This window comes from Klebsiella indica (genome assembly GCF_005860775.1).
Classification (GTDB): Bacteria; Pseudomonadota; Gammaproteobacteria; order Enterobacterales; family Enterobacteriaceae; genus Klebsiella; species Klebsiella indica.
In genome coordinates this window covers 26,568-46,332 of sequence record NZ_VCHQ01000037.1, presented here as the reverse complement: position 1 = coordinate 46,332, position 19,765 = coordinate 26,568, and the positions used below count along the sequence as shown (strand labels likewise).

20 protein-coding genes, 3 tRNA genes and 2 pseudogenes are annotated in these 19,765 nt (G+C 50.8%); 6 read left to right on the top strand and 19 right to left on the bottom strand.

From position 1 onward, the window contains the following. The first annotated feature begins 347 nt into the window (after nt 1-347). Nucleotides 348-2,096, top strand: coding sequence for an alpha,alpha-trehalase (locus FE839_RS23095; protein WP_138363068.1), 1,749 nt, complete (start codon nt 348-350; stop codon nt 2,094-2,096). A gap of 335 nt (nt 2,097-2,431) precedes the next feature. On the opposite strand, the gene FE839_RS23090 is transcribed toward FE839_RS23095, so the two are convergent. From FE839_RS23090 to uvrY, 6 genes are all read right to left on the bottom strand, one after another. Beyond that, nucleotides 2,432-2,518: transfer RNA gene (locus FE839_RS23090), tRNA-Leu, on the bottom strand. Nucleotides 2,519-2,531: 13 nt separating this feature from the next. Continuing rightward, nucleotides 2,532-2,605 (bottom strand) — tRNA-Cys (locus tag FE839_RS23085). 38 nt (nt 2,606-2,643) lie between these two features. Beyond that, a tRNA-Gly gene (locus tag FE839_RS23080) sits at nt 2,644-2,719 on the bottom strand. A gap of 150 nt (nt 2,720-2,869) precedes the next feature. Beyond that, nucleotides 2,870-3,418: a CDP-diacylglycerol--glycerol-3-phosphate 3-phosphatidyltransferase gene (pgsA, locus tag FE839_RS23075; RefSeq protein ID WP_138363067.1), complete on the bottom strand. Its 549-nt coding sequence runs from the start codon at nt 3,416-3,418 to the stop codon at nt 2,870-2,872. A gap of 57 nt (nt 3,419-3,475) precedes the next feature. Continuing rightward, nucleotides 3,476-5,308 carry an excinuclease ABC subunit UvrC gene (gene uvrC / locus FE839_RS23070; protein ID WP_138363066.1) on the bottom strand — a complete coding sequence of 611 codons (1,833 nt, stop codon included), beginning with the start codon at nt 5,306-5,308 and terminating at the stop codon, nt 3,476-3,478. After that, the gene (gene uvrY, locus FE839_RS23065; protein WP_138363065.1) at nt 5,305-5,961 is read right to left on the bottom strand and encodes a UvrY/SirA/GacA family response regulator transcription factor; all 657 of its coding nucleotides are present in this window, start codon (nt 5,959-5,961) and stop codon (nt 5,305-5,307) included. Before uvrY ends, uvrC begins: the two co-directional genes overlap by 4 nt. A 458-nt stretch (nt 5,962-6,419) precedes the next feature. Between uvrY and FE839_RS23060 the strand changes: the two genes are divergently transcribed. After that, a complete protein-coding gene (locus FE839_RS23060) occupies nt 6,420-6,644 on the top strand; it encodes a DUF2594 family protein (protein ID WP_138363064.1) in 225 nt (74 codons plus the stop codon). A 67-nt stretch (nt 6,645-6,711) separates the two neighbouring features. Here the strand turns inward: FE839_RS23060 and sdiA are convergent, their stop codons facing one another. From sdiA to tcyJ, 5 genes are all read right to left on the bottom strand, one after another. After that, nucleotides 6,712-7,434 carry a quorum-sensing transcriptional regulator SdiA gene (sdiA, locus tag FE839_RS23055; RefSeq protein WP_138363063.1) on the bottom strand — a complete coding sequence of 241 codons (723 nt, stop codon included), beginning with the start codon at nt 7,432-7,434 and terminating at the stop codon, nt 6,712-6,714. Between the two features lie 569 nt (nt 7,435-8,003). Further along, on the bottom strand, nt 8,004-8,756 hold the full coding sequence (gene tcyN / locus FE839_RS23050; protein ID WP_138363062.1) for an L-cystine ABC transporter ATP-binding protein TcyN: 753 nt from the start codon (nt 8,754-8,756) through the stop codon (nt 8,004-8,006). Then, on the bottom strand, nt 8,753-9,421 hold the full coding sequence (gene tcyL, locus FE839_RS23045; RefSeq protein ID WP_138363061.1) for a cystine ABC transporter permease: 669 nt from the start codon (nt 9,419-9,421) through the stop codon (nt 8,753-8,755). The genes tcyN and tcyL overlap by 4 nt, the downstream gene beginning before the upstream one ends. 15 nt (nt 9,422-9,436) lie before the next feature. Beyond that, nucleotides 9,437-10,423 carry a D-cysteine desulfhydrase gene (gene dcyD / locus FE839_RS23040; protein WP_138363060.1) on the bottom strand — a complete coding sequence of 329 codons (987 nt, stop codon included), beginning with the start codon at nt 10,421-10,423 and terminating at the stop codon, nt 9,437-9,439. A 94-nt stretch (nt 10,424-10,517) separates the two neighbouring features. Beyond that, a complete protein-coding gene (gene tcyJ, locus FE839_RS23035; RefSeq protein WP_138363059.1) occupies nt 10,518-11,318 on the bottom strand; it encodes a cystine ABC transporter substrate-binding protein in 801 nt (266 codons plus the stop codon). A gap of 199 nt (nt 11,319-11,517) precedes the next feature. Between tcyJ and amyA the strand changes: the two genes are divergently transcribed. After that, nucleotides 11,518-13,005 carry an alpha-amylase gene (gene amyA, locus FE839_RS23030; protein WP_138363058.1) on the top strand — a complete coding sequence of 496 codons (1,488 nt, stop codon included), beginning with the start codon at nt 11,518-11,520 and terminating at the stop codon, nt 13,003-13,005. Between the two features lie 32 nt (nt 13,006-13,037). On the opposite strand, the gene yedD is transcribed toward amyA, so the two are convergent. Then, nucleotides 13,038-13,463, bottom strand: coding sequence for a lipoprotein YedD (yedD, locus tag FE839_RS23025; protein WP_138363083.1), 426 nt, complete (start codon nt 13,461-13,463; stop codon nt 13,038-13,040). 459 nt (nt 13,464-13,922) lie between these two features. Here yedD and rcsA point away from each other — a divergent pair, with 459 nt between their 5' ends. Then, nucleotides 13,923-14,546 (top strand): transcriptional regulator RcsA, encoded by a 624-nt coding sequence (rcsA, locus tag FE839_RS23020; RefSeq protein WP_138363057.1) that lies wholly within the window; start codon nt 13,923-13,925, stop codon nt 14,544-14,546. A 31-nt stretch (nt 14,547-14,577) separates the two neighbouring features. On the opposite strand, the gene dsrB is transcribed toward rcsA, so the two are convergent. Then, nucleotides 14,578-14,775, bottom strand: a complete 198-nt coding sequence (gene dsrB / locus FE839_RS23015; protein WP_138363056.1) for a protein DsrB — start codon at nt 14,773-14,775, stop codon at nt 14,578-14,580. A 134-nt stretch (nt 14,776-14,909) separates the two neighbouring features. Here dsrB and FE839_RS23010 point away from each other — a divergent pair, with 134 nt between their 5' ends. After that, nucleotides 14,910-15,113: a YodD family peroxide/acid resistance protein gene (locus FE839_RS23010; protein WP_138363055.1), complete on the top strand. Its 204-nt coding sequence runs from the start codon at nt 14,910-14,912 to the stop codon at nt 15,111-15,113. Between the two features lie 395 nt (nt 15,114-15,508). Here FE839_RS23010 and FE839_RS23005 read toward each other — a convergent pair whose 3' ends face one another. Beyond that, a complete protein-coding gene (locus tag FE839_RS23005; protein WP_138363054.1) occupies nt 15,509-15,688 on the bottom strand; it encodes a YodC family protein in 180 nt (59 codons plus the stop codon). A gap of 75 nt (nt 15,689-15,763) precedes the next feature. Further along, the gene (locus FE839_RS23000) at nt 15,764-16,675 is read right to left on the bottom strand and encodes a DUF808 domain-containing protein (protein WP_138363053.1); all 912 of its coding nucleotides are present in this window, start codon (nt 16,673-16,675) and stop codon (nt 15,764-15,766) included. 187 nt (nt 16,676-16,862) lie between these two features. On the opposite strand from FE839_RS23000, the gene yedA reads away from it, so the two are divergent. Further along, nucleotides 16,863-17,774: a drug/metabolite exporter YedA gene (gene yedA, locus FE839_RS22995; RefSeq protein WP_138363052.1), complete on the top strand. Its 912-nt coding sequence runs from the start codon at nt 16,863-16,865 to the stop codon at nt 17,772-17,774. 1 nt (nt 17,775) lies between these two features. Here the strand turns inward: yedA and FE839_RS22990 are convergent. From FE839_RS22990 to drpB, 4 genes and pseudogenes are all read right to left on the bottom strand, one after another. Next, a pseudogene (locus FE839_RS22990) lies at nt 17,776-18,243 on the bottom strand (very short patch repair endonuclease); the annotation flags it as partial. Between the two features lie 7 nt (nt 18,244-18,250). Continuing rightward, nucleotides 18,251-18,391, bottom strand: a pseudogene (locus tag FE839_RS22985) (DNA (cytosine-5-)-methyltransferase); the annotation flags it as partial. Between the two features lie 31 nt (nt 18,392-18,422). Next, nucleotides 18,423-19,118: a phosphohydrolase gene (locus tag FE839_RS22980; RefSeq protein ID WP_138363050.1), complete on the bottom strand. Its 696-nt coding sequence runs from the start codon at nt 19,116-19,118 to the stop codon at nt 18,423-18,425. A gap of 42 nt (nt 19,119-19,160) precedes the next feature. Next, nucleotides 19,161-19,442 (bottom strand): cell division protein DrpB, encoded by a 282-nt coding sequence (gene drpB, locus FE839_RS22975; protein WP_138363049.1) that lies wholly within the window; start codon nt 19,440-19,442, stop codon nt 19,161-19,163. Nucleotides 19,443-19,765 lie beyond the last annotated feature (323 nt).

Genomic DNA, 19,765 nt, shown 5'->3' with positions numbered 1-19,765 from the left:
CGCCGATGTTAGCCAGCAGAGCATTTGTCGACTGTCCTTGAAGCTACGACCATTGATAGTGGTATTCATGCGAGAGCGGATACCACATGGCCTCGCCTCACGCTGGACGGCTTTTCCTTCCCTTTATTTTTACCTGATCCGGCAATTTTACCTTATCGGCAATACAGGCCAACAAAGGCTATTTTCACCGCCAATATATTGATTTTGTGATGGCAGCAGCAGCCGGTAAATCTGCTGTTTTCACGCAAAATGTTACCTCCCGCACGCGCAGCGGCAAATATTCGTCTAAGGTTTTCTGATAGCCAAATGCAGTGGCACAGAGTCTGCAATGATAAGGAGAACAACCTATGACGCGTTCCGCTTCTCGTCGCCCCGCCCCCCTTCCCTATGCTCTACATCTGGCGCTGGGAGGGGCATTCATCGCCCTGGCGACGCTGACGGCTCAGGCGGCGGAGCCCCGCACCACCCCGCAATCGCCCGATATTCTGCTCGGTCCGCTATTTAATGATGTGCAAAGCGCCAGACTTTTCTCCGATCAGAAAACTTTCGCCGACGCTATCCCGAACAGCGATCCGCTGATGATCCTTGCCGATTACCGCATGCAGAAGAATCAGAGAAGTTTCGATTTACGACACTTCGTCGAACTCAATTTTACGCTTCCGGGAGAGAATGATCGGTACGTTCCGCCAGCAGGACAGACGTTGCGCCAGCATATTGACGGGTTATGGCCGGTACTGACGCGCAGCACCGTCGAGGTGGAAAAATGGGATTCATTGTTGCCGCTGCCAAAACCTTATGTGGTCCCCGGCGGACGCTTTCGCGAAGTCTATTACTGGGACAGCTACTTCACCATGCTCGGTCTGGCAGAGAGTGGGCACTGGGATAAAATCGAAGATATGGTGGCGAATTTCGCTGCTGAAATTGATACCTGGGGCCATATTCCCAACGGCAACCGCACCTACTATCTGAGCCGCTCGCAACCCCCGTTCTTTTCATTTATGGTCGAACTGCTGGCCACGCACGATGGTAACGAGGCGCTCAAAAAATGGCAGCCGCAGATGGAAAAAGAGTACCAGTACTGGATGGCGGGAGCTGAAGCGCTTGAACCCGGCAGCGCCAACCAGCGTGTTGTACGCATGCCTGATGGATCGCTGCTTAATCGCTACTGGGATGACAAAGACACGCCGCGACCAGAATCCTGGCTGGATGATGTCACTACCGCCAAAAGCAACCCAAACCGTCCGGCCACCGAGATCTACCGCGATCTGCGATCCGCTGCAGCTTCCGGCTGGGATTTCAGCTCCCGTTGGATGGATAATCCGCAGCAGCTCGCGACCATCCGTACGACCACAATTATTCCGGTTGATTTGAACGCGCTGATGTTTCATATGGAAAAAACGCTCTCCCGCGCCAGTACAGCGGCGGGAGACAGTGCGAAAGCCGCACAGTATGAGGCCTTAGCCAGCGCCAGACAGAAAGCGCTGGAGAAATACCTGTGGAATGATAAAGAAGGCTGGTACGCCGATTACGATCTGAAGAATCACAAAGTACGTAATCAGTTGACCGCCGCGGCGTTGTTCCCTCTGTACGTCAATGCCGCCTCCAGCGAACGCGCGGCAAAAGTCGCCGCCGCCACCGAATCTCGATTACTTAAACCCGGCGGACTGACCACCACGACGGTGGATAGCGGCCAGCAATGGGATGCGCCAAACGGCTGGGCGCCGCTACAGTGGGTTGCTGCTGAAGGTCTGCAAAAATATGGTCAAAAGAAAATCGCCATGGAGGTAAGCTGGCGCTTCCTGCGTAACGTCCAGCACACTTACGATAAGGAGCAGAAGCTGGTTGAAAAATACAATGTCAGCTCTACGGGCACCGGTGGTGGTGGCGGAGAGTACCCGTTGCAGGATGGTTTTGGCTGGACTAATGGCGTGACGTTGAAAATGCTGGTTCTGATTTGTCCGCAGGAGAAACCGTGCGATTCCGTTCCGGCTACGCGCCCGGCAACGAATGACGCGCCCGACAAGGTGTCTAACAGCCTCCCCGAGCCTGCAGCCAACGATCCTGTCGCCACGGAAAATAAACAAACTGCGCAGTGACCTTTTGCGCGGCGGATATCCGTCGCGCACTCTCTTCAGGGGATGTCTGCTATTTTATTTTCATGATCAATTAAATTAACTCTTTTTATCCGCGACTCAAATACAAAAAACATTCAGGCTTCGGGGAAGGATTTTCCGGGGAAAACATAGTTCACGGTACGATCGGCAAATGTACCTTGTTCTGATTGTGGGGAAATTATGGGGAAATAGAAAAGTCATTTTTATGCCGGGAGGCAAAATCATCGTCAGAAAGGTGAATGGCAGGCACAAAAAAACCACCCGGAGGTGGTTTTACGACACTGCTTATTGCTTTGATTATTCTGCTTTTATCCCAATGGTACCCGGAGCGGGACTTGAACCCGCACAGCGCGAACGCCGAGGGATTTTAAATCCCTTGTGTCTACCGATTCCACCATCCGGGCTCGGGATTGAAATTGGAGGCGCGTTCCGGAGTCGAACCGGACTAGACGGATTTGCAATCCGCTACATAACCGCTTTGCTAACGCGCCTTAATACATTAACACCCGCATTTGCCGATGCTTTTAACTGGAGCGGGAAACGAGACTCGAACTCGCGACCCCGACCTTGGCAAGGTCGTGCTCTACCAACTGAGCTATTCCCGCAGTGTCAAGCTAATTGCTAATCACTTGATTTCGTTATCGTCTGTCAGACTGTGCTGCCGTTCGATGCGTTGCATTCTACTTACCTGGCGCAATGAGTCAACGTTATTTTTTAAAACCCCGTATTGTTTGCTGAAAATTGCGCCGAAACGATCACTGTTCAAGCAAATCCCCACGTGCCGCGTTCAAATATTGCAGCATAGACCACAGCGTCAGTACTGCCGCGACAAAAAACAGACCGATTCCCGCCCATTCAACCCAAATATATGGCCGCCACAGCATCCACACCAACGCCGTCATCTGAGCGGTGGTTTTCACTTTACCTATCCACGATACCGCCACGCTGCTGCGCTTGCCCAGTTCGGCCATCCACTCACGTAGCGCGGAAATAATGATTTCACGGGCGATCATCGTTGCGGCCGGTAACGTCACCCACCAGGTGTGGTAGTGTTCAGCAACCAGCACCATCGCAATCGCCACCATCACTTTATCCGCTACCGGGTCAAGGAAAGCACCGAAACGGGTGCTCTGGTTCCAGCGGCGCGCCAGGTAGCCATCAAACCAGTCGGTCACTGCGGCAATAAAGAAAATCAGCGCGCAGGCAAATGGCGCCCAGGTAAATGGCAGGTAAAACGCCAGTACAAAGAACGGGATAAGAATGACGCGAAACAGAGTAAGCAACGTAGGGATATTAAATCGCATAATAACGGGTAACTATCTGTTGTAAGTAAAAATTAGCCCTATGTTGCTACAGAGCCCCTAATGTTTCAACGAGTAGAAGATCTTTTCTGCCAGACCGTGAGATATACCCGGTACTTTAGCAATCTCTTCGACGCTGGCTTTCTGCAGCCCTTGCAGACCCCCCATATATTTCAGCAGCATTTGTCGGCGTTTTGGCCCCACTCCTTCAATCGTTTCTAACGTGCTGGTGCTTTTCACCTTCGCCCGTTTTTTGCGATGACCGGAAATAGCATGATCGTGTGATTCATCACGTATATGCTGGATAACATGCAGCGCCGGTGAATCCGGCGGCAAGCTAAAACCGTCACCTTCCGCGTCGAAAAATAGCGTCTCCAGACCCGCTTTACGGTCACTGCCTTTTGCCACGCCCAACAGCAAAGGATGATTTTTATCCCACGGAACATCCAGCCCGGCAAAAACCGTTTTCGCCTGTCCAAGCTGACCTTTACCGCCATCAATCAGGATAACATCAGGAATTTTACTCTCTTCTATCGCCTTGCCATAGCGACGACGCAGAACCTGATTCATCGCCGCATAATCATCTCCCGGCGTGATGCCGGTAATGTTATAACGGCGATATTCCGCGCGCAGCGGCCCGTTATTGTCAAAAACCACGCACGAGGCGACCGTCTGCTCACCCATAGTGTGACTGATATCGAAACACTCCATCCTATTCACCGTCGGCAGCTTAAGCAATGTTGCCAGCGCCTGCAGGCGTTGCGTAATCGTCGCGTGTTGAGAAAGTTTAGCCGTCAACGCCGTCGCAGCATTGGTCCGCGCCAGCTTCAAATAACGTGCACGATCGCCACGCGGCTTCGTCTGTACATTAACCCGACGCCCCGCCAGCTCAGAGAGCGAATCGGACAGCAGCGTTTTATCACCCAGATTAAAATCCAGTAAGATCTCGCCAGGTAAAGTACGCATCTGGCTGCCCTGTAAATAGAATTGACCGACAAAGGTTTCCACAACTTCCCCCAGTTCGGTTCCATTGGGGACTCTGGGGAAATAGCTGCGGCTACCCAGCACTTTACCCTGACGAATAAATAGCACGTGGACACAGGCCATTCCGGCCTCAAACGCCACGCCAATCACATCCAGATCGTCCCCGGTATTAGAAACAAACTGCTTTTCGGTGACCCGACGCACGGCCTGAATCTGATCGCGGATCCGCGCCGCCTCTTCAAACGCCAGCGACCGGCTGGCCTTCTCCATGCGGGCAATCAACTGCGTGAGCACCTGATCGTCCTTACCCGTAAGGAACAGGCGGACATAATCAACCTGCTGTGCATACTCTTCTTCACTCACCAGCCCGGCGACACACGGCCCCAGACAGCGACCAATTTGATATTGCAGGCAGGGCCGGGAGCGATTGCGGTACACACTGTTTTCACACTGCCGGATGGGGAAGATTTTTTGCAGCAGAGCTAAAGTTTCGCGAACCGCATAACCATTCGGAAACGGGCCAAAATACTCACCTTTCGCATGCTTTGCCCCGCGATGCATGGCCAGACGAGGATGGGTATCGCCGCTAAGAAAAATAAAAGGGTAGGATTTATCATCGCGCAGCAGCACGTTGTAACGCGGCTGATACAGCTTGATATAATTGTGCTCAAGCAGCAGCGCTTCCGTTTCGGTGTGGGTAACGGTCACGTCTATCTGCGCGATGAGCGCCACCAGCGCCTCCGTTTTGCGCGAAGCCAGATTGCTGCGAAAATAGCTGCTGAGGCGCTTTTTTAAATCTTTGGCTTTACCTACATAAATGACAGTACCGCCAGCATCATACATACGATAGACGCCCGGTTGGCTGGTAACTGTCTTCAGGAAAGCTTTGGCGTCAAAAACATCACTCACTGACTTGCTAACGACTCCGTATTGCACAGGCCATGGCGAATTGCCAGGTGCGTCAGCTCCACATCGCCATGAATGTTAAGTTTACTGAACATACGATAACGATAGCTGTTCACCGTCTTAGGACTCAGATTTAACTGCTCTGAGATCTCATTGACCTTCTGACCTCGGGTGATCATCAGCATAATCTGCAATTCTCGCTCGGACAAACTGGCAAACGGCGATTCTGCCTTTTCAGGTTCAATCTGGCTGAGGGCCATTTGTTGGGCGATATCCGAGGCGATATAACGCTGGCCGGACGCCACGCAACGAATCGCATTGACGACTTCCTTCGGCGCTGCGCCTTTACTGAGATACCCCGCCGCGCCGGCTTGCATAACCCTGGCCGGCAGTGGGTTTTCAGTATGCACCGTCAGCATAATCACTTTGGCATCGGCAACAGAGCGGACAATCTTACGCGTCGCTTCAAGTCCGCCGATACCCGGCATATTCATATCCATCAGGACGACATCAACGGGATGTGCGCGGCACCATTTCACGGCATCCTCGCCGCAGCAGGCTTCGCCGGCAACTTTAATCCCTTTTATATCTTCCAGAATGCGTCGTATCCCTGCGCGCACTAGTTCGTGGTCATCAACAAGAAGGACGTTGATCAAAGGAATAATCTCCAGAATTGAGGGATAACGCTACTGATAGCTTATCTTTTACATATTACCGGGTTTTATCGTAACTTTAAAAGCCCAAAAATGTGCTACGAAAACTTTCTTACGCCATAGTGAAAATTTGTCAGCGTATCTTATGGAATTCCATAGATAACATAGCGTTATACAACACCATTTTTTTAACATTGATCATACAGATTACGCAAAAACACAACACTTTATGTAGAAGCGAAATACAGCGCTGATATGTAACAATTATTAACGAAAAAATAGCATCACGCAAAATTATCCCGCTCAGGCCCCATAATTACGTATTACGCAACAAATAGAACCATTCACCATTCAAATGAGAGAACAGAAATCAGGCACTCTTTTTTCCCTTGCTTGTGGTATACTGCGCCGCCTTTACTTTTAGTCATGCGCATTTGCGCAGAAAGCAAACGAGGATATCGATGAGTACACCAGATTTTTCCACTGCAGAAAATAATCAAGAGCTGGCGCAAGAAGTTTGCTGCCTGAAAGCGATGCTGACGTTGATGCTTCAGGCCATGGGCCAGGCAGATGCAGGCCGCGTGATTATTAAAATGGAAAAGCAAATCGCGCAGATGGAAGATAAGGCTCAGGCTGCCGTATTCTCCAGTACGGTCAAGCAAATTAAACAGGCGTACCGTCAGTAATCATTCACCGGCTGAAAGTATGACTGACAGCCGGTTTTGCGTCTGACACGCAGAACAACGAATTAACTCAAATTAATCCCGTCGCCACCGCATAGCAGGCAATTTGCGTTTTGTTTGGTGCATTGAATTTTCGCTGCATATTCTTCTGATGGAAATTGACGGTATTTTCAGAGATAGAGAGAATCATCGCCACTTCTGCCGACGTTTTCCCTTCCGCCGTCCATTTGAGAATCTCCAGTTCGCGTCGGCTAAATTTCATTTCCGGCGGCATAACCATCCCATCTTCCAGTCGCAACAGCGTGAATAAACTTAATTCTGTTAGCATACTTAAACGCATTTCCAGTTCATCTTCCGCAAAAGGGCCCGGACCCGGCTTGTTACCTGAAACGGATAGGAATCCCTGGGCATGATTCGGCAATATCCGGCACTGAGTCACACCTTTGCGTAAACCATGATCGCGCGCGCCATTCCATAATTCCGGCGTATCACGAAATAACGTGTCGTTCCACTGCAGATGCCCGCGAATGAAATTCTCGTTGCGTAGTACCGGATCAATAGCGAAATAATTTTCGGCTTGATAGTGCGACATCCAGGCCTGCGGATAGGTTGATTGCAGGGTCAACCTGGGGCGCGTAAACGGTACAGGATGCCGAACACAAAGCGCGAAGTAATCATATTCCAGTCCCTGCACCTGCTGCTGTAGCAGTTTATAAACCCCTTCCCCCGAAGCGATTGACTGAAATTGTTGCAGCATATCCCGCCGCCAGCTGAAAAAATCATTGTCCCTCATAACTGACCAAATAACCCCTAAGTAATAATCATTCTTATAAACATATAAAGCTAACACATAAATCTTTTTTATATGTATACCCGTCATACTTCAAGTTGCATGTGCGTTGGCTTTCCTCGTTCACCCCAGTCACGTACTGGAGTACGCTCCCGGGGATTCACTGCGTCGCCGCCTTCCTGCAACTCGAATAATTTAGGGTATATAAAATATCTATAGCCTGAATAATTAGAATTGCAGAACAAAACGACTATCCGTTTTGAACAACGCTTGCACGGCTCCCGAAAGGCCGTGCCTCATAGATGAAACGCATCACACCGCAGCCAACACATCTGCAGCCTGAAGTCTGACGGCTAAAAAGCCCCCCATTTATTAGACTGCCGCGGGCAACATCACCTGATTTAATAAATAAAGTATACCTCCGGCACGCCTGAATTGATGAAATACACAACCAGATTGCTCATAACCTGCGGCAGAATAAGCAACATTTGATAGCCGCAATCAGTACAAACATGGGCCCTCAGAGTGCGTTCGCCAGAACATTACCCCGGGAACGCAACCGGAGGAAAATGTTACTGCATCAGGAATTTTTCAAGGAACTGGCGAGTACGCGGCTGCCGGGGATTAGCAAACAGTGATTTCGCTTCGCCCTGTTCAACAATACGCCCCTGATCCATAAAAATCGCACGATCCGCCACGTCACGGGCGAAACTCATCTCGTGGGTCACTATCACCATAGTACGCTTCTCCTGCGCCAGCTGACGAATGGTGTTAAGCACCTCACCCACCAGTTCAGGATCTAACGCCGATGTGGGTTCGTCAAACAGGATCACATCGGGGCGCATAGCCAGCGCACGCGCTATCGCCACGCGCTGCTGCTGCCCGCCGGACAAGCGCCGCGGATAGCTGTTTTCTTTACCGGCAAGGCCAACCTTCGCCAACAGTTCACGGGCCCGAATAATGGCGGCGTTTTTATCCTCGCCTTTAACGATTACCGGCCCTTCAATGATATTTTCTAAAACCGTCCGATGTGGAAAAAGATTGAAGTTCTGAAACACAAAGCCCACATGCTGACGCAGGCGGCGAATGGCCGCTTTTTGCTGACTGATGCTGCGTGCTATATCTATCGTGACCTCACCAACCCGAATCGTCCCGCTTTCCGGCTGTTCCAGCAGATTAATACTGCGCAACAATGTGGTTTTGCCGGAGCCGCTGGGACCGATGATTGCAACAACCTCGCCTTCCTGTACTTCAAGGTCGATACCATGCAGAACCGTTTGCCCATGGAATTTTTTCACCAGGTTTTTGACTTCAATGGCACTCATTTCGGCTCACGCTCCTGGCGGTTAAGTTGATGTTCAAAATAGTTTTGCAGCGTCGACAGTACCGTCGCCATCACCCAATAGATCAGTGACGCAGCCAGATACATGGTGAACACCTCCAGAGTACGCGAGGTGATCAGTTGCGCCTGACGAAACAGTTCCGGTACCTGGATAGTCGCGGCCAGCGAGGTATCTTTCACCAGGCTGATAAAACTGTTAGAAAGCGGCGGCAGCGCCACCCGCGCGGCCTGCGGAAGAATAGCCCGACGCATCGCCTGCCAGCGCGTCATACCGATACTTGCCGCCGCTTCCCACTGCCCTTTGTCAATGGAGGCAATGGCTGCGCGCAGCGTCTCGGCTGCGTAAGCCGCAGTATTGAGCGACAAACCGATCATTGCCGCGGGAACAGGATCCAGTTCAATACCAAACTGCGGCAAACCGTAATAGATCATAAACAGTTGCGCGATCAGCGGTGTACCGCGAAAAATGGAAATATACATCCGTGCCAGCCATTTTACTGGCCAGACCGACGACATACGCATCAGGGCCAGAATGAACCCTAGCACCAGACCAAATAACATACCGCCGATGCTGAGCTGTAGCGTGAAAATCGCTCCTTTTAGCAGAAAAGGCGCCGAATCGATAACCAGTTGGATACTCTCTTGCATTCTATTCGCTCTGTATTAGATATGAGGATGATAGGCGAACAGCGCAGGTGCACCGCCAGTGTGGACAAACAATATCGGCCCTTCATCTTTAAAACGATTCTGGTTGATGCCATCAATCAGTCCAGCCATCGCTTTTCCGGTATAAACCGGATCCAGCAGGATGCCCTCCAGCTGTGCCAGCAGCTTCACCGCCGCCATCCCCTCATCGTTCGGCGTACCATAACCCGGCGCAAAGTAGTCATCCCATAGCTGAATATCGGCCTTCGCCTCCAGCGCCAGGCTGTTTGCCACCGCCTGTTGCAGCGCAACCACCTTTGGCAACTGGTCCGCAACTGTGCGCGACACGGTTACACCAATCAATTCAGTCTCTGGCATCAATTGTTCAAGACCCACGGCGAGACCTGCATGGGTGCCTGCGCTCCCGGATGCCACCACAATTGACGAAAGGCCAACCGCACCTTCACACTGCTGAGCAATTTCCAGCGCACTTTCTACATAACCCAGGGCGCCCAGGGCATTAGAACCGCCAACCGGGATCACATACGGACGGTAGCCCTGAGCTTCAATACGTGTCGCCAGTTCCTCCAGTTGCGCATTGGGATCGGTCAGCGCATCACACATTTCAACCTGAGTATTAAACAAGTCGAGGAGCAGGCGGTTACCGTTAGTCAGGTAGTTCTCCGCCCGGGTACCTATCGGATTCTCCAGCAACGCCACGCAATGCAGACCCAGTTTCGCCGCGACTGCCGCCGTCTGACGGACATGGTTAGACTGGATAGCCCCTGCGGTGATGAGCGTATCCGCGCCCTCGCGCAGCGCATCGGCCGCCAGAAATTCCAGTTTGCGCAGCTTATTTCCCCCCATTGCCAGGGGAGTGACGTCATCACGTTTAATGAAAATTTCGCGACCAAGGTGATCGGATAAACGCGGCAGATATTCAAGCGGCGTCGGCGCGCCAATCAGTTCCAGACGCGGGAAAAGCGTTAAATTTTGCAGTGACATAAGACCTCCTGACTCAATTATCCTTAATTATGCACGCTGTTACAGGCGAAATAAAAAAGGCGCTATCGAAAGCGCCTTTTTTCACCACCTGTGGTTACTTCGTGACGTCAGCACCAAACCATTTTTCCGATAGTGCCTTCAGGCTGCCATCTTTTTGCATATCCGCAATGGCGCCATCGATCGCGTTCAGCAGGTCCTCATTGCCTTTACGCAGCGCCACGCCGGATTCCTGCCGGGAGAAGGGTTCTCCGGCGAGCGCAAGGGTGTCGCCCGTTTTCTTCACCAGATCGAGCGCCGCCAGGCGGTCAACCAGGATGGCGTCGATACGGCCAACGCGCAGATCCTGATACTTGGTCGGATCATCGTCGTAAGTACGAATATCAACCCCTTGCACGTTCTGGCGCAGCCAGGCTTCATAATTCGTGCCCAGGCCGACACCAACTTTCTTACCTTTCAGGTCAGCGGCGGTTTTAATCGTTCCTGCATTACCTTTTTTCACCAGCGCCTGAATCCCGGAGATGGTGTATGGCGTCGAGAAGTCATACTTCTTCTTACGCTCAGGGGAGATGGTTACCTGGTTGATAACCACGTCGATACGTTTGGATTCCAGTGACGCAAGCATGCCGTCCCATTTCGTCGGTTTAAGGTCAGCTTTTACGCCTAAGTGCTTCGCCAGATCGTTGGCGAAATCCACCTCAAAACCGGTCAGCTTGCCGTCATCGCCCTGATAACTGAATGGCGGGTAGGTGCCTTCCAGGCCAACACGTAAGGTGCCGCGCTCTTTAATCTGATTAAGTAAATTTTCAGCGGCAAAGGTTTTTACGCTGACGCCCGCCAACAAAACAACAGCCATAACGCCCATCAGCGCCTGACGACCCCGAAATGCTAATTTCATAGAGACTCCTGGCAGAGAGATATTTTTGTAGTGTAAAGGGTTTAGCCCCTGTCACCAACATCGATACGCTACATCTTATACCAAATAATTATATATGATGCCTTTTATCACATAGTGAAAATACAACAAAAATGCCACCGTTTTGGTGGATATCTCTCATACTGCAATGGTCAGCTTGATGACGTCTGGAGCACGGAAGATGAAAAACCCCACGTTATTGCAGTGCTTTCACTGGTACTACCCCACCGGCGGCGAATTATGGCGTGAAATCGAAGCCCTGGCACCAAACCTGAATGAAATCGGTATCAATATGATTTGGTTGCCTCCCGCCTACAAAGGCGCTTCTGGCGGATATTCCGTCGGTTATGACAGCTACGATCTTTTTGACCTCGGTGAGTTCGATCAAAAAGGCTCGGTCGCCACCAAATATGGCGATAAAGCCCAACTACTCGCCGCCATCTCCGCGCTCCGCCAGCATGATATCGCCGTGCTGCTTGATGTCGTGATCAATCACAAAATGGGTGCTGATGAAAAAGAGGCCGTACGTATACAGCGTGTTGATGAACAAGACCGGACGCAAATCGACGATGAGATTATTGAGTGTGAAGCCTGGACGCGCTACACCTTCCCCGCCAGGCGCGGACAATATTCAGCGTTTATATGGGATTACAAATGCTTTAGCGGCATCGATCATATTGAAAACCCTGATGAAGATGGCGTGTTTAAAATCGTCAACGACTATACCGGCGAGGGATGGAACGATCAGGTCGATGATGAAATGGGTAATTTCGACTACCTGATGGGCGAAAATATTGATTTTCGCAATCGGGCCGTTGCCGAGGAGATTAAATACTGGGCGCGCTGGATAATGGAGCAAACCGGCTGCGATGGCTTCCGTCTTGATGCAGTTAAACACATCCCCGCCTGGTTTTATAAAGAATGGATCAACCACGTCCAGGACGTCGCGACAAAACCACTGTTTATCGTCGCGGAATACTGGTCGCACGAAGTCGACAAACTTCAGCAATATATCGCCATGGTAGATGGAAAGACACTGCTATTTGATGCCCCTTTGCAAATGAAATTCCATGAAGCCTCCCGACAGGGACGCGAATACGATATGCGTCAGATTTTTAGCGGTACGCTGGTTGAAGCCGATCCATTCCACGCAGTGACGCTGGTCACCAACCATGATACGCAGCCGCTGCAGGCGCTGGAAGCACCGGTTGAGGCATGGTTTAAGCCGCTGGCCTATGCGCTGATTCTGCTACGTGAAAATGGCGTGCCGTCGGTCTTTTATGCCGATCTTTTCGGCGCCCGCTATGAAGACGCCGGCAGCGATGGACAACGCTATGCAATTGAGATGCCAGTTATCGAACAGTTACATGAGCTGATCGATGCCCGCCAGCGTTTTGCCCACGGTGTACAAACGCTATGGTTCGATCATCCTAACTGTATCGCCTTTAGCCGTAGCGGCACCGATGAAGATCCAGGTTGTGTGGTGGTGCTGTCAAACGGCGATGACGGAGAAAAATCGCTTCCTCTGGGGGAAAACTACGGCAACAAACGCTGGCGGGATTTTCTCGGCAACCGTGAAGAAGTGATTACCACCGATGCTAAAGGTAACGGTATTTTTACCTGTAACGGTGGTAGCGTCAGCGTTTGGGTGATTGAAGAGACGCTATAAAACATACCGGTCCCGCGCGGGCTGAAAATGACTCATTCCGCGTGGGCGTTCGTGCTCTCCGTTGAAGACGCTTCCCACGCCTGTTCACACTCCGGAGTAAGACGCGCCACCCGTTTGAACGTCATGCGATCGTAGTGCAGCGTATCACCTTCACGCTCAACGGGATAAACATTCAGCGCAGCGGTAACGTTATAGATAACTGCGTCACGTTTCATTAATTTCCCCGGTACGACGATCACCCTTTGCCACTGTCGACAGTCAAACGTATCGCCATCTTTAGTCACAATCAGGCTGGCAATCGCCTGTGGGCTCATCATCTCTTTCTGCGGTCCCGCCGATTGCCAGTAGCCATCCAGACCGTCCGGGGCTGGCGCTTTAATTACATCGCTGTAGTTATCAACCTGAGCGCAGCCAGATAAAACCAACAGCAATCCCAAAAATACGATCTTGTTCTTCATCATCATCCATCCCGCAAACCGATAAAAAATTATTGTGGCATTAAAGCGTTACGCCCGCTACTCTTCTCGAATTGAGGGAAAACATCCGCATCGTGCCTGCCACCTCCGGCGCGGCAAAAAATTGCCTGTACCGAATAAATTATTTTTCTCTATTGAATAATCCTATCTTTTTGTGAGGTGATATTTTAATCGCTCAATATAAGGATAATCCTATTTTAAAATACGATGAAAAATGACAACCTTATATCACACGGGAGTTTTTGGTTTTTATTTCCTCCACGTAGCAATTCGTCACCTTTACTTTAAGAATATTCCTGGCAAATTATGGGATTATTACAGAATGGTTCATGCTGCCTGATAGTTACTGAGCGGTAGCAGTTTTTATGACTAACAAAATGGACTTCATCGCACTTACCGGCGAGGAATAAATTATCGTTAGGTGTTGATTGAGGATGAGTCATGTCAACGATTATCATGGATTTATGCAGCTTCACCCGGCTGGGATTAACCGGGTACCTGACAAGCCGGGGGATAAAGAAGCGCGATATCACTGAAGTACACAGCCTCACCAGCCTGCAATCAGGCTGCGAGAGTAACCGCCCAACGGTGGTGTTTATCAATGAAGATTGCTTTATTCACCATAAAGAGAGCAACCAGCTTGTCCGGCAGATCATCAAAGCGCACCCGGCGACGCTATTTGTTGTCTTTATGTCGCTAACCAATATTCATTTTGATCACTATCTGTTGGTGCGCAAAAACTTACTTATTTGCTCAAAGTCACTGACGGCAAAAGACCTTGATGATATTCTGGCCAATCGTCTGAAATATGAGAATCATCGCACTACGCGCATTACTATCCCGACGCTGGCGTTAAGCCAGACTGAATCAAATATGCTCCGGATGTGGATGGCCGGGCACGGCACCACGCATATATCCGCCCAGATGAACATTAAGGCCAAAACGGTCTCATCGCATAAAGGCAATATTAAAAAGAAAATCCAGACTCACAATAAACAAGTGATTTATCACATTGTACGATTGACGGAAAACATCACGTCCGGGATTTATGTCAACGCTCGTTGAAAACGCTGGCGGCATCGGCCGCCAGTTTGCTTCATACAGGTGACTCTTCTTTCTCAACAAAAATGCCGTCCGGATGCCCTTTCTCGTTGAAAAACCAAATTCCCAGCGGATAATCTTCCAGCGAAACCAGATACATGACCCCTTCACTAAACGACTCTATGGCCAGCACAACCCCCGATCGACGTGGGCCACCATCGGTCTTGACCGTGACACGATCGTTTACCTGCATAACTCATCTCCTCTCTATTTTGAGCCAGTGTAGAACAAAAGAGCCGATCGCGCAGCGCTCTCCCTGATAACAGGTGTTTTTGTAAACAGTCTATACTTAAAAGCGCCATCCCCGAGTTAAGCGAGGTCGCTGCGATGAAAACCGCCAAAGAAAATAACGTCGGAGAAAGAGTCGATGTTGACGCCCTGCTGGCGGCAATTAATGAAATCAGCGCAACTGAGGCGCACCGCATACGAGAGGTAAGTAGTGATGATGGCGATTATCATGCCTGGCGTGAACTCGCTGAAGCTTTTGAGCTGGATATTCATGACGTTAGCATAACGGAGATTAATCGCTGATACGCACGCAAAAAAATCCCGACTCGCAGGAGTCGGGAAGAAACTTGCTAATGCAAGAAGCACTTAAAATTCGTTACACCGGGAAATCCGATGTACTAAAGACATTATCCTCAATTATTTTGCATGACAAGGTCTATTCATGAGGCAAATTATTGAAAAAATGTGACTTATAAAAGGCGTAACGCTGGCAAGGCACGCCAGACAAGGACTTTACCAGTTTGTTCTGCTACGAACATTTGTTCGCAGGCGTATTTTTTTTAAGATAAATCCCATTATAGCGATCGTAACAAATAGATTATGGATTTATTCATTGGTTAAACGAATAAATAATTATCCCTCGCAATGACAAACCCGCCCCGTTCGCACAAATGAAGCCGGAGCAACAGTATACAAACTCAGGAATGATTGAGCTTCTCCTCCCCTCCGCGGATCAGCTCATCCTCACGAAATGACTCACGCTTAACGCCATGCCCGTCATACCAGCGACACTCAACCATACCGCTGGCAAACCCGGTGACAATCATCCGCGGTCCTCCGTTTTTACGCCTCACTTCATCGCTAATCAACAAGCCCATCTTCGCCTCCGCTTTCAGGAAGAAACAACGTTACCTTAGACGAAGATGGGCGATGTTGCCTGGTCTGGCGGGCATTTAGTCTGCAGAACACCGAAGCGCAGCAATCGCTTTCACCCCTGCCAGCACAATAGCGCCAATGATAAAGCCCAGCAGCAGATTCGCCGCCATGGGCAGCAATGACGCAATTATGCCATTCTGCTCATGGGCAATCTCCTCAATAGCATGGTGCAACGGCGTAATACCGTGAACGACAATTCCTCCGCCGACCAGAAACATCGCCAGCGTTCCGACCACCGATAACGCTTTCATCAAGCGAGGAGCAATCGCTAATAAGGCCTTACCTGACCATTGCGCCAGCGAACTGGTTTTCTCCACCAGCCAGTACCCCATATCATCAAGCTTGACGATGATCCCCACCAGACCATACACGCCTATCGTGACCAGCAGCGCAATGCCAGACAAGATCAGAATCTGGTTTAACAGCGGCGCTTCGGCGACTATGCCGAGCGTGATGGCGACAATTTCAGCGGAGAGGATAAAATCGGTGCGTATCGCCCCTTTCACCTTATCGCGTTCAAAAGCCATAGGATCCTGATTTGCCAGCGCCTCAAGCCGCTGCTGGCGAACCTGCGGATCCTCTTTATGTTTACGCGCCTGCAGGCTGTGCAGAACTTTCTCCACCCCTTCAAAGCACAAAAACGCCCCACCCAACATCAGTAACGGCGTAATTGCCCACGGAATAAAAGCGCTAATCAACAACGCCAGCGGCACCAGAATCACTTTATTAATAAACGAACCTTTAGCCACGCCCCAAACCACCGGCAGCTCGCGGTTAGCCCGTACGCCAGTCACCTGTTGCGCATTAAGCGATAAATCATCGCCCAATACGCCCGCTGTTTTTTTTGCCGCCAGTTTCCCCATGACCGAAATATCGTCAAGCAGAGTGGCAATATCATCCAATAAGGTTAAAAGACTACTTCCTGCCAAAATTACATTCCTTCATTGATGGTTGTTCAGCGTAAAGTATGAAGCAAAAGCCCTTTTTCGCCCACAACAGTCTGCATATAGTCAACAAAAATTTAACAGTAGCAAATGTGTGAAAGGACTCGCCAGCGCGATAGTTTTCACGTTTACTATGTGCCTCCTTTCTATCTCTGCACCGTCGTGAGGAAATATGTCTACCCGTCAGTTGTTACCGCTTATCGGGGCATTATTTGCGTTATATATCATCTGGGGTTCCACCTATTTTGCCATCGCCATTGGCGTCGCCAGCTGGCCGCCGCTCATGATGGCTGGCGTTCGTTTTCTTTCTGCCGGCGCGGTGCTCACAGCCTGGTTACTGGCAACCGGACATAAACTTCCCGCCCGCAGGCCGCTGCTCAACGCCGCGCTGATTGGTATTTTACTGCTGGCTGTCGGTAACGGTTTCGTCACCCTCGCGGAACACCAGCATGTTCCCTCCGGCATTGCGGCGGTAATGGTGGCGACGGTGCCTCTGTTTACCCTGTGCTTTAGCCGCTTTTTCGGCATTGCTACCCGTAAGCTTGAGTGGCTGGGTATCGTCATCGGTCTGGCGGGGATTGTCCTGCTCAATAGCGGCGGTAACCTCAACGGTAATCCGTGGGGAGCATTGCTGATTCTGCTTGGTTCGATGAGTTGGGCCTTTGGTTCCGTCTACGGGTCGCGAATTGCGCTACCGACAGGCATGATGGCGGGGGCCATTGAGATGCTGGCTGCGGGCCTCGTGCTGATAATTGCCTCGGCGTTAACCGGAGAAACGTTAACCCGAATGCCTTCATGGTCCGGCATACTTGCCGTTGCTTACCTGGCCATATTCGGCTCACTTATCGCTATCAATGCCTACATGTATCTGATTCGTAACGTAACTCCTGCTGTTGCCACCAGCTATGCCTACGTTAATCCGGTAGTCGCCGTTCTGTTGGGTACCGGACTGGCGGGTGAAAATCTGTCGCCGATCGAGTGGCTGGCACTGGGAGTGATTATTTTTGCGGTGGTGCTGGTGACGCTTGGAAAATATCTGCTCCCTCCCCAGAGCAAAGTGACTTCCTGTCAGGCTGAGAAGTGATCGCCAGCGGACCTATGCCTTGAGTGTCGATCTGCGCGCAGTCCCCACCGCCGCAGATCCACTCTTCCAGGCGTTCGCCAAGCGCTTCATCACTGAGTTTCTTTCTCCCGCGCAACGCACACTCCCAGACCACCAGCACCCGCCATCCCAGTTCCGTCAGTCGCCCGAGATCCCGGCCATCACGCGCCACGTTTTTGGCTATCTTAGCTAACCAAAATTCGGTTCTCGTGGCTGGGATTTTAAACAGATAGCAATGGTGATGATGCCAGAAACAGCCGTGAGTAAAAATCACGCACTGATAGTCGGCCACCACAAAATCAGGCCGTCCCGGCAAGGCGGCGTCCTGCACCGTAAAAGAAAATCCTGTACGCGTCAGCAATGCCGCCAGCCGTTTTTCGATCGCCGTATCGCGCGTGCCAATCGCCTGCATGTTTTTACTGCGGGTGGCTTTATCGTGAACGTCCGCCATGATGAATCCCTCGTTCCTGATGTTTATGCGCATAACGGTAGAGATATTTCCATAGCACCTTCGTGAGAATAAACTTAGGATCGACTTCGGCTTCAAGTAACTCACCGAATGTTGGCCGTTTTGCCGGATAAAGGGCCGTAATATCTCTGCGGAAATTACCATCAATAGCGCTGGCAGTTTTAAGTCAACGGGGTAAAGCGCTGTAAAACAGCCTCATCAAAGGTCACAGGATCGCCGCGAAGTTCCGCGCTGAGTTTAGCCATAAACTGCACCAGAAAGTGCGCGTTATGCATCGCCATTACCCTGCCCTTTTCTGTCTGCATCGTTTCCGGTAAACGCAATAGCTTGCACTGAAAGTGGTCCAGGGCATACTTCTTGTCATTTAATTCCCGCCGTTCGGCGAAAGGATCGTCGGCATCAAACAAGAGATTATTCAACGAACCGGAGACCGCAAACACACGAGCCAGCCCAATCGCGCCTAAAGCTTCCAGACGATCGGCGTCCTGGACAATTTTCGCTTCTTCACTTTGCGGGGCAATTGCGGCGCTAAAGCTGTGCGCTTCAATGGCGTGCAGAACCGCCGGATAGCGGTCTGCGGGGAAGTCCGGGAAAGAAGACTGCAGAATGGCCAGCGTCCTCTCTGCCGCCATTACCGAAGACCGGCTACGCTCTGGATGATTTTTCGCCAGACTAATAATGTCATGAAAATAGCAGGCGGTCAGGATCACCAGACGATCAGCATCGATGCCTTCCGCCAGTCTCTGTGCCGTTGACCATACCCGACGAAAGTGTGAAATATCGTGTGCGGAATCCTCTTGCGAATGGCATCCGCTTAACCAGTTTTCAAATCGTTGCTGCCAGTCAACCAGTTCCATGCTCGTTCCTTTAAGATAACGCCAGCAATCAGCATAGCAACATTAATCGTGGTGTTCATAACGCTGTGGAAGCGGGCGCGTGTACCAGGCAATTGCGCCGAGAATTCCGCCCACGGCACCCAGAACCAAAAAACCCAACAATGCACCGATCCATTTCCCCGCCGTTGAGCCAAGTTCACCTGCGATTGTCGCACCAGGCACACTTTGAATCTGTCCGACAACCCACCAGTAGCGCACCATCGCCCAACAGAAATAACAACAAAAAGCATAAAATGCCCATAACGCCAGTTTACCTCCCGGGCTCCGTTTCGCTTTTTCTGCCATTTATTTTTCTCCCTTTACTTAACAGCCATATGCAGTCTGGTTGCACAAAATTGTGATAAGCATCACATTATATACTTAAAATTGTTCAATATGCATTGCGGCGCCAGGCAGGTGACAGACCTGAACAGTCAGGAGCAGACGCAGGAGAAAAATGCATGGCAGGCGACCGCGCATCCATCCTCATGATCAGAGGTAATGATGGACTGACGAGAACGACAGGACCCCCGGTGCCAGTTTGAATGCAGCCACGGCAATGGGAGCGGATAGTATTCAAAGATAAACGGGTAACCGTCACCGATGCATCAGCAATCCGATAGGTAATA

What these genes read in the sequence shown, in the direction of transcription:
- FE839_RS23095 (WP_138363068.1), top strand. Translation starts at nt 348, where the DNA reads ATGACGCGTTCCGCTTCTCGTCGCCCCGCCCCCCTTCCCTATGCTCTA.
- pgsA (WP_138363067.1), bottom strand. Translation starts at nt 3,418, where the DNA reads ATGCGATTTAATATCCCTACGTTGCTTACTCTGTTTCGCGTCATTCTT.
- FE839_RS23060 (WP_138363064.1), top strand. Translation starts at nt 6,420, where the DNA reads ATGAGTACACCAGATTTTTCCACTGCAGAAAATAATCAAGAGCTGGCG.
- sdiA (WP_138363063.1), bottom strand. Translation starts at nt 7,434, where the DNA reads ATGAGGGACAATGATTTTTTCAGCTGGCGGCGGGATATGCTGCAACAA.
- tcyN (WP_138363062.1), bottom strand. Translation starts at nt 8,756, where the DNA reads ATGAGTGCCATTGAAGTCAAAAACCTGGTGAAAAAATTCCATGGGCAA.
- tcyL (WP_138363061.1), bottom strand. Translation starts at nt 9,421, where the DNA reads ATGCAAGAGAGTATCCAACTGGTTATCGATTCGGCGCCTTTTCTGCTA.
- dcyD (WP_138363060.1), bottom strand. Translation starts at nt 10,423, where the DNA reads ATGTCACTGCAAAATTTAACGCTTTTCCCGCGTCTGGAACTGATTGGC.
- tcyJ (WP_138363059.1), bottom strand. Translation starts at nt 11,318, where the DNA reads ATGAAATTAGCATTTCGGGGTCGTCAGGCGCTGATGGGCGTTATGGCT.
- amyA (WP_138363058.1), top strand. Translation starts at nt 11,518, where the DNA reads ATGAAAAACCCCACGTTATTGCAGTGCTTTCACTGGTACTACCCCACC.
- yedD (WP_138363083.1), bottom strand. Translation starts at nt 13,463, where the DNA reads ATGAAGAACAAGATCGTATTTTTGGGATTGCTGTTGGTTTTATCTGGC.
- rcsA (WP_138363057.1), top strand. Translation starts at nt 13,923, where the DNA reads ATGTCAACGATTATCATGGATTTATGCAGCTTCACCCGGCTGGGATTA.
- dsrB (WP_138363056.1), bottom strand. Translation starts at nt 14,775, where the DNA reads ATGCAGGTAAACGATCGTGTCACGGTCAAGACCGATGGTGGCCCACGT.
- FE839_RS23010 (WP_138363055.1), top strand. Translation starts at nt 14,910, where the DNA reads ATGAAAACCGCCAAAGAAAATAACGTCGGAGAAAGAGTCGATGTTGAC.
- FE839_RS23005 (WP_138363054.1), bottom strand. Translation starts at nt 15,688, where the DNA reads ATGGGCTTGTTGATTAGCGATGAAGTGAGGCGTAAAAACGGAGGACCG.
- yedA (WP_138363052.1), top strand. Translation starts at nt 16,863, where the DNA reads ATGTCTACCCGTCAGTTGTTACCGCTTATCGGGGCATTATTTGCGTTA.
- FE839_RS22980 (WP_138363050.1), bottom strand. Translation starts at nt 19,118, where the DNA reads ATGGAACTGGTTGACTGGCAGCAACGATTTGAAAACTGGTTAAGCGGA.
- drpB (WP_138363049.1), bottom strand. Translation starts at nt 19,442, where the DNA reads ATGGCAGAAAAAGCGAAACGGAGCCCGGGAGGTAAACTGGCGTTATGG.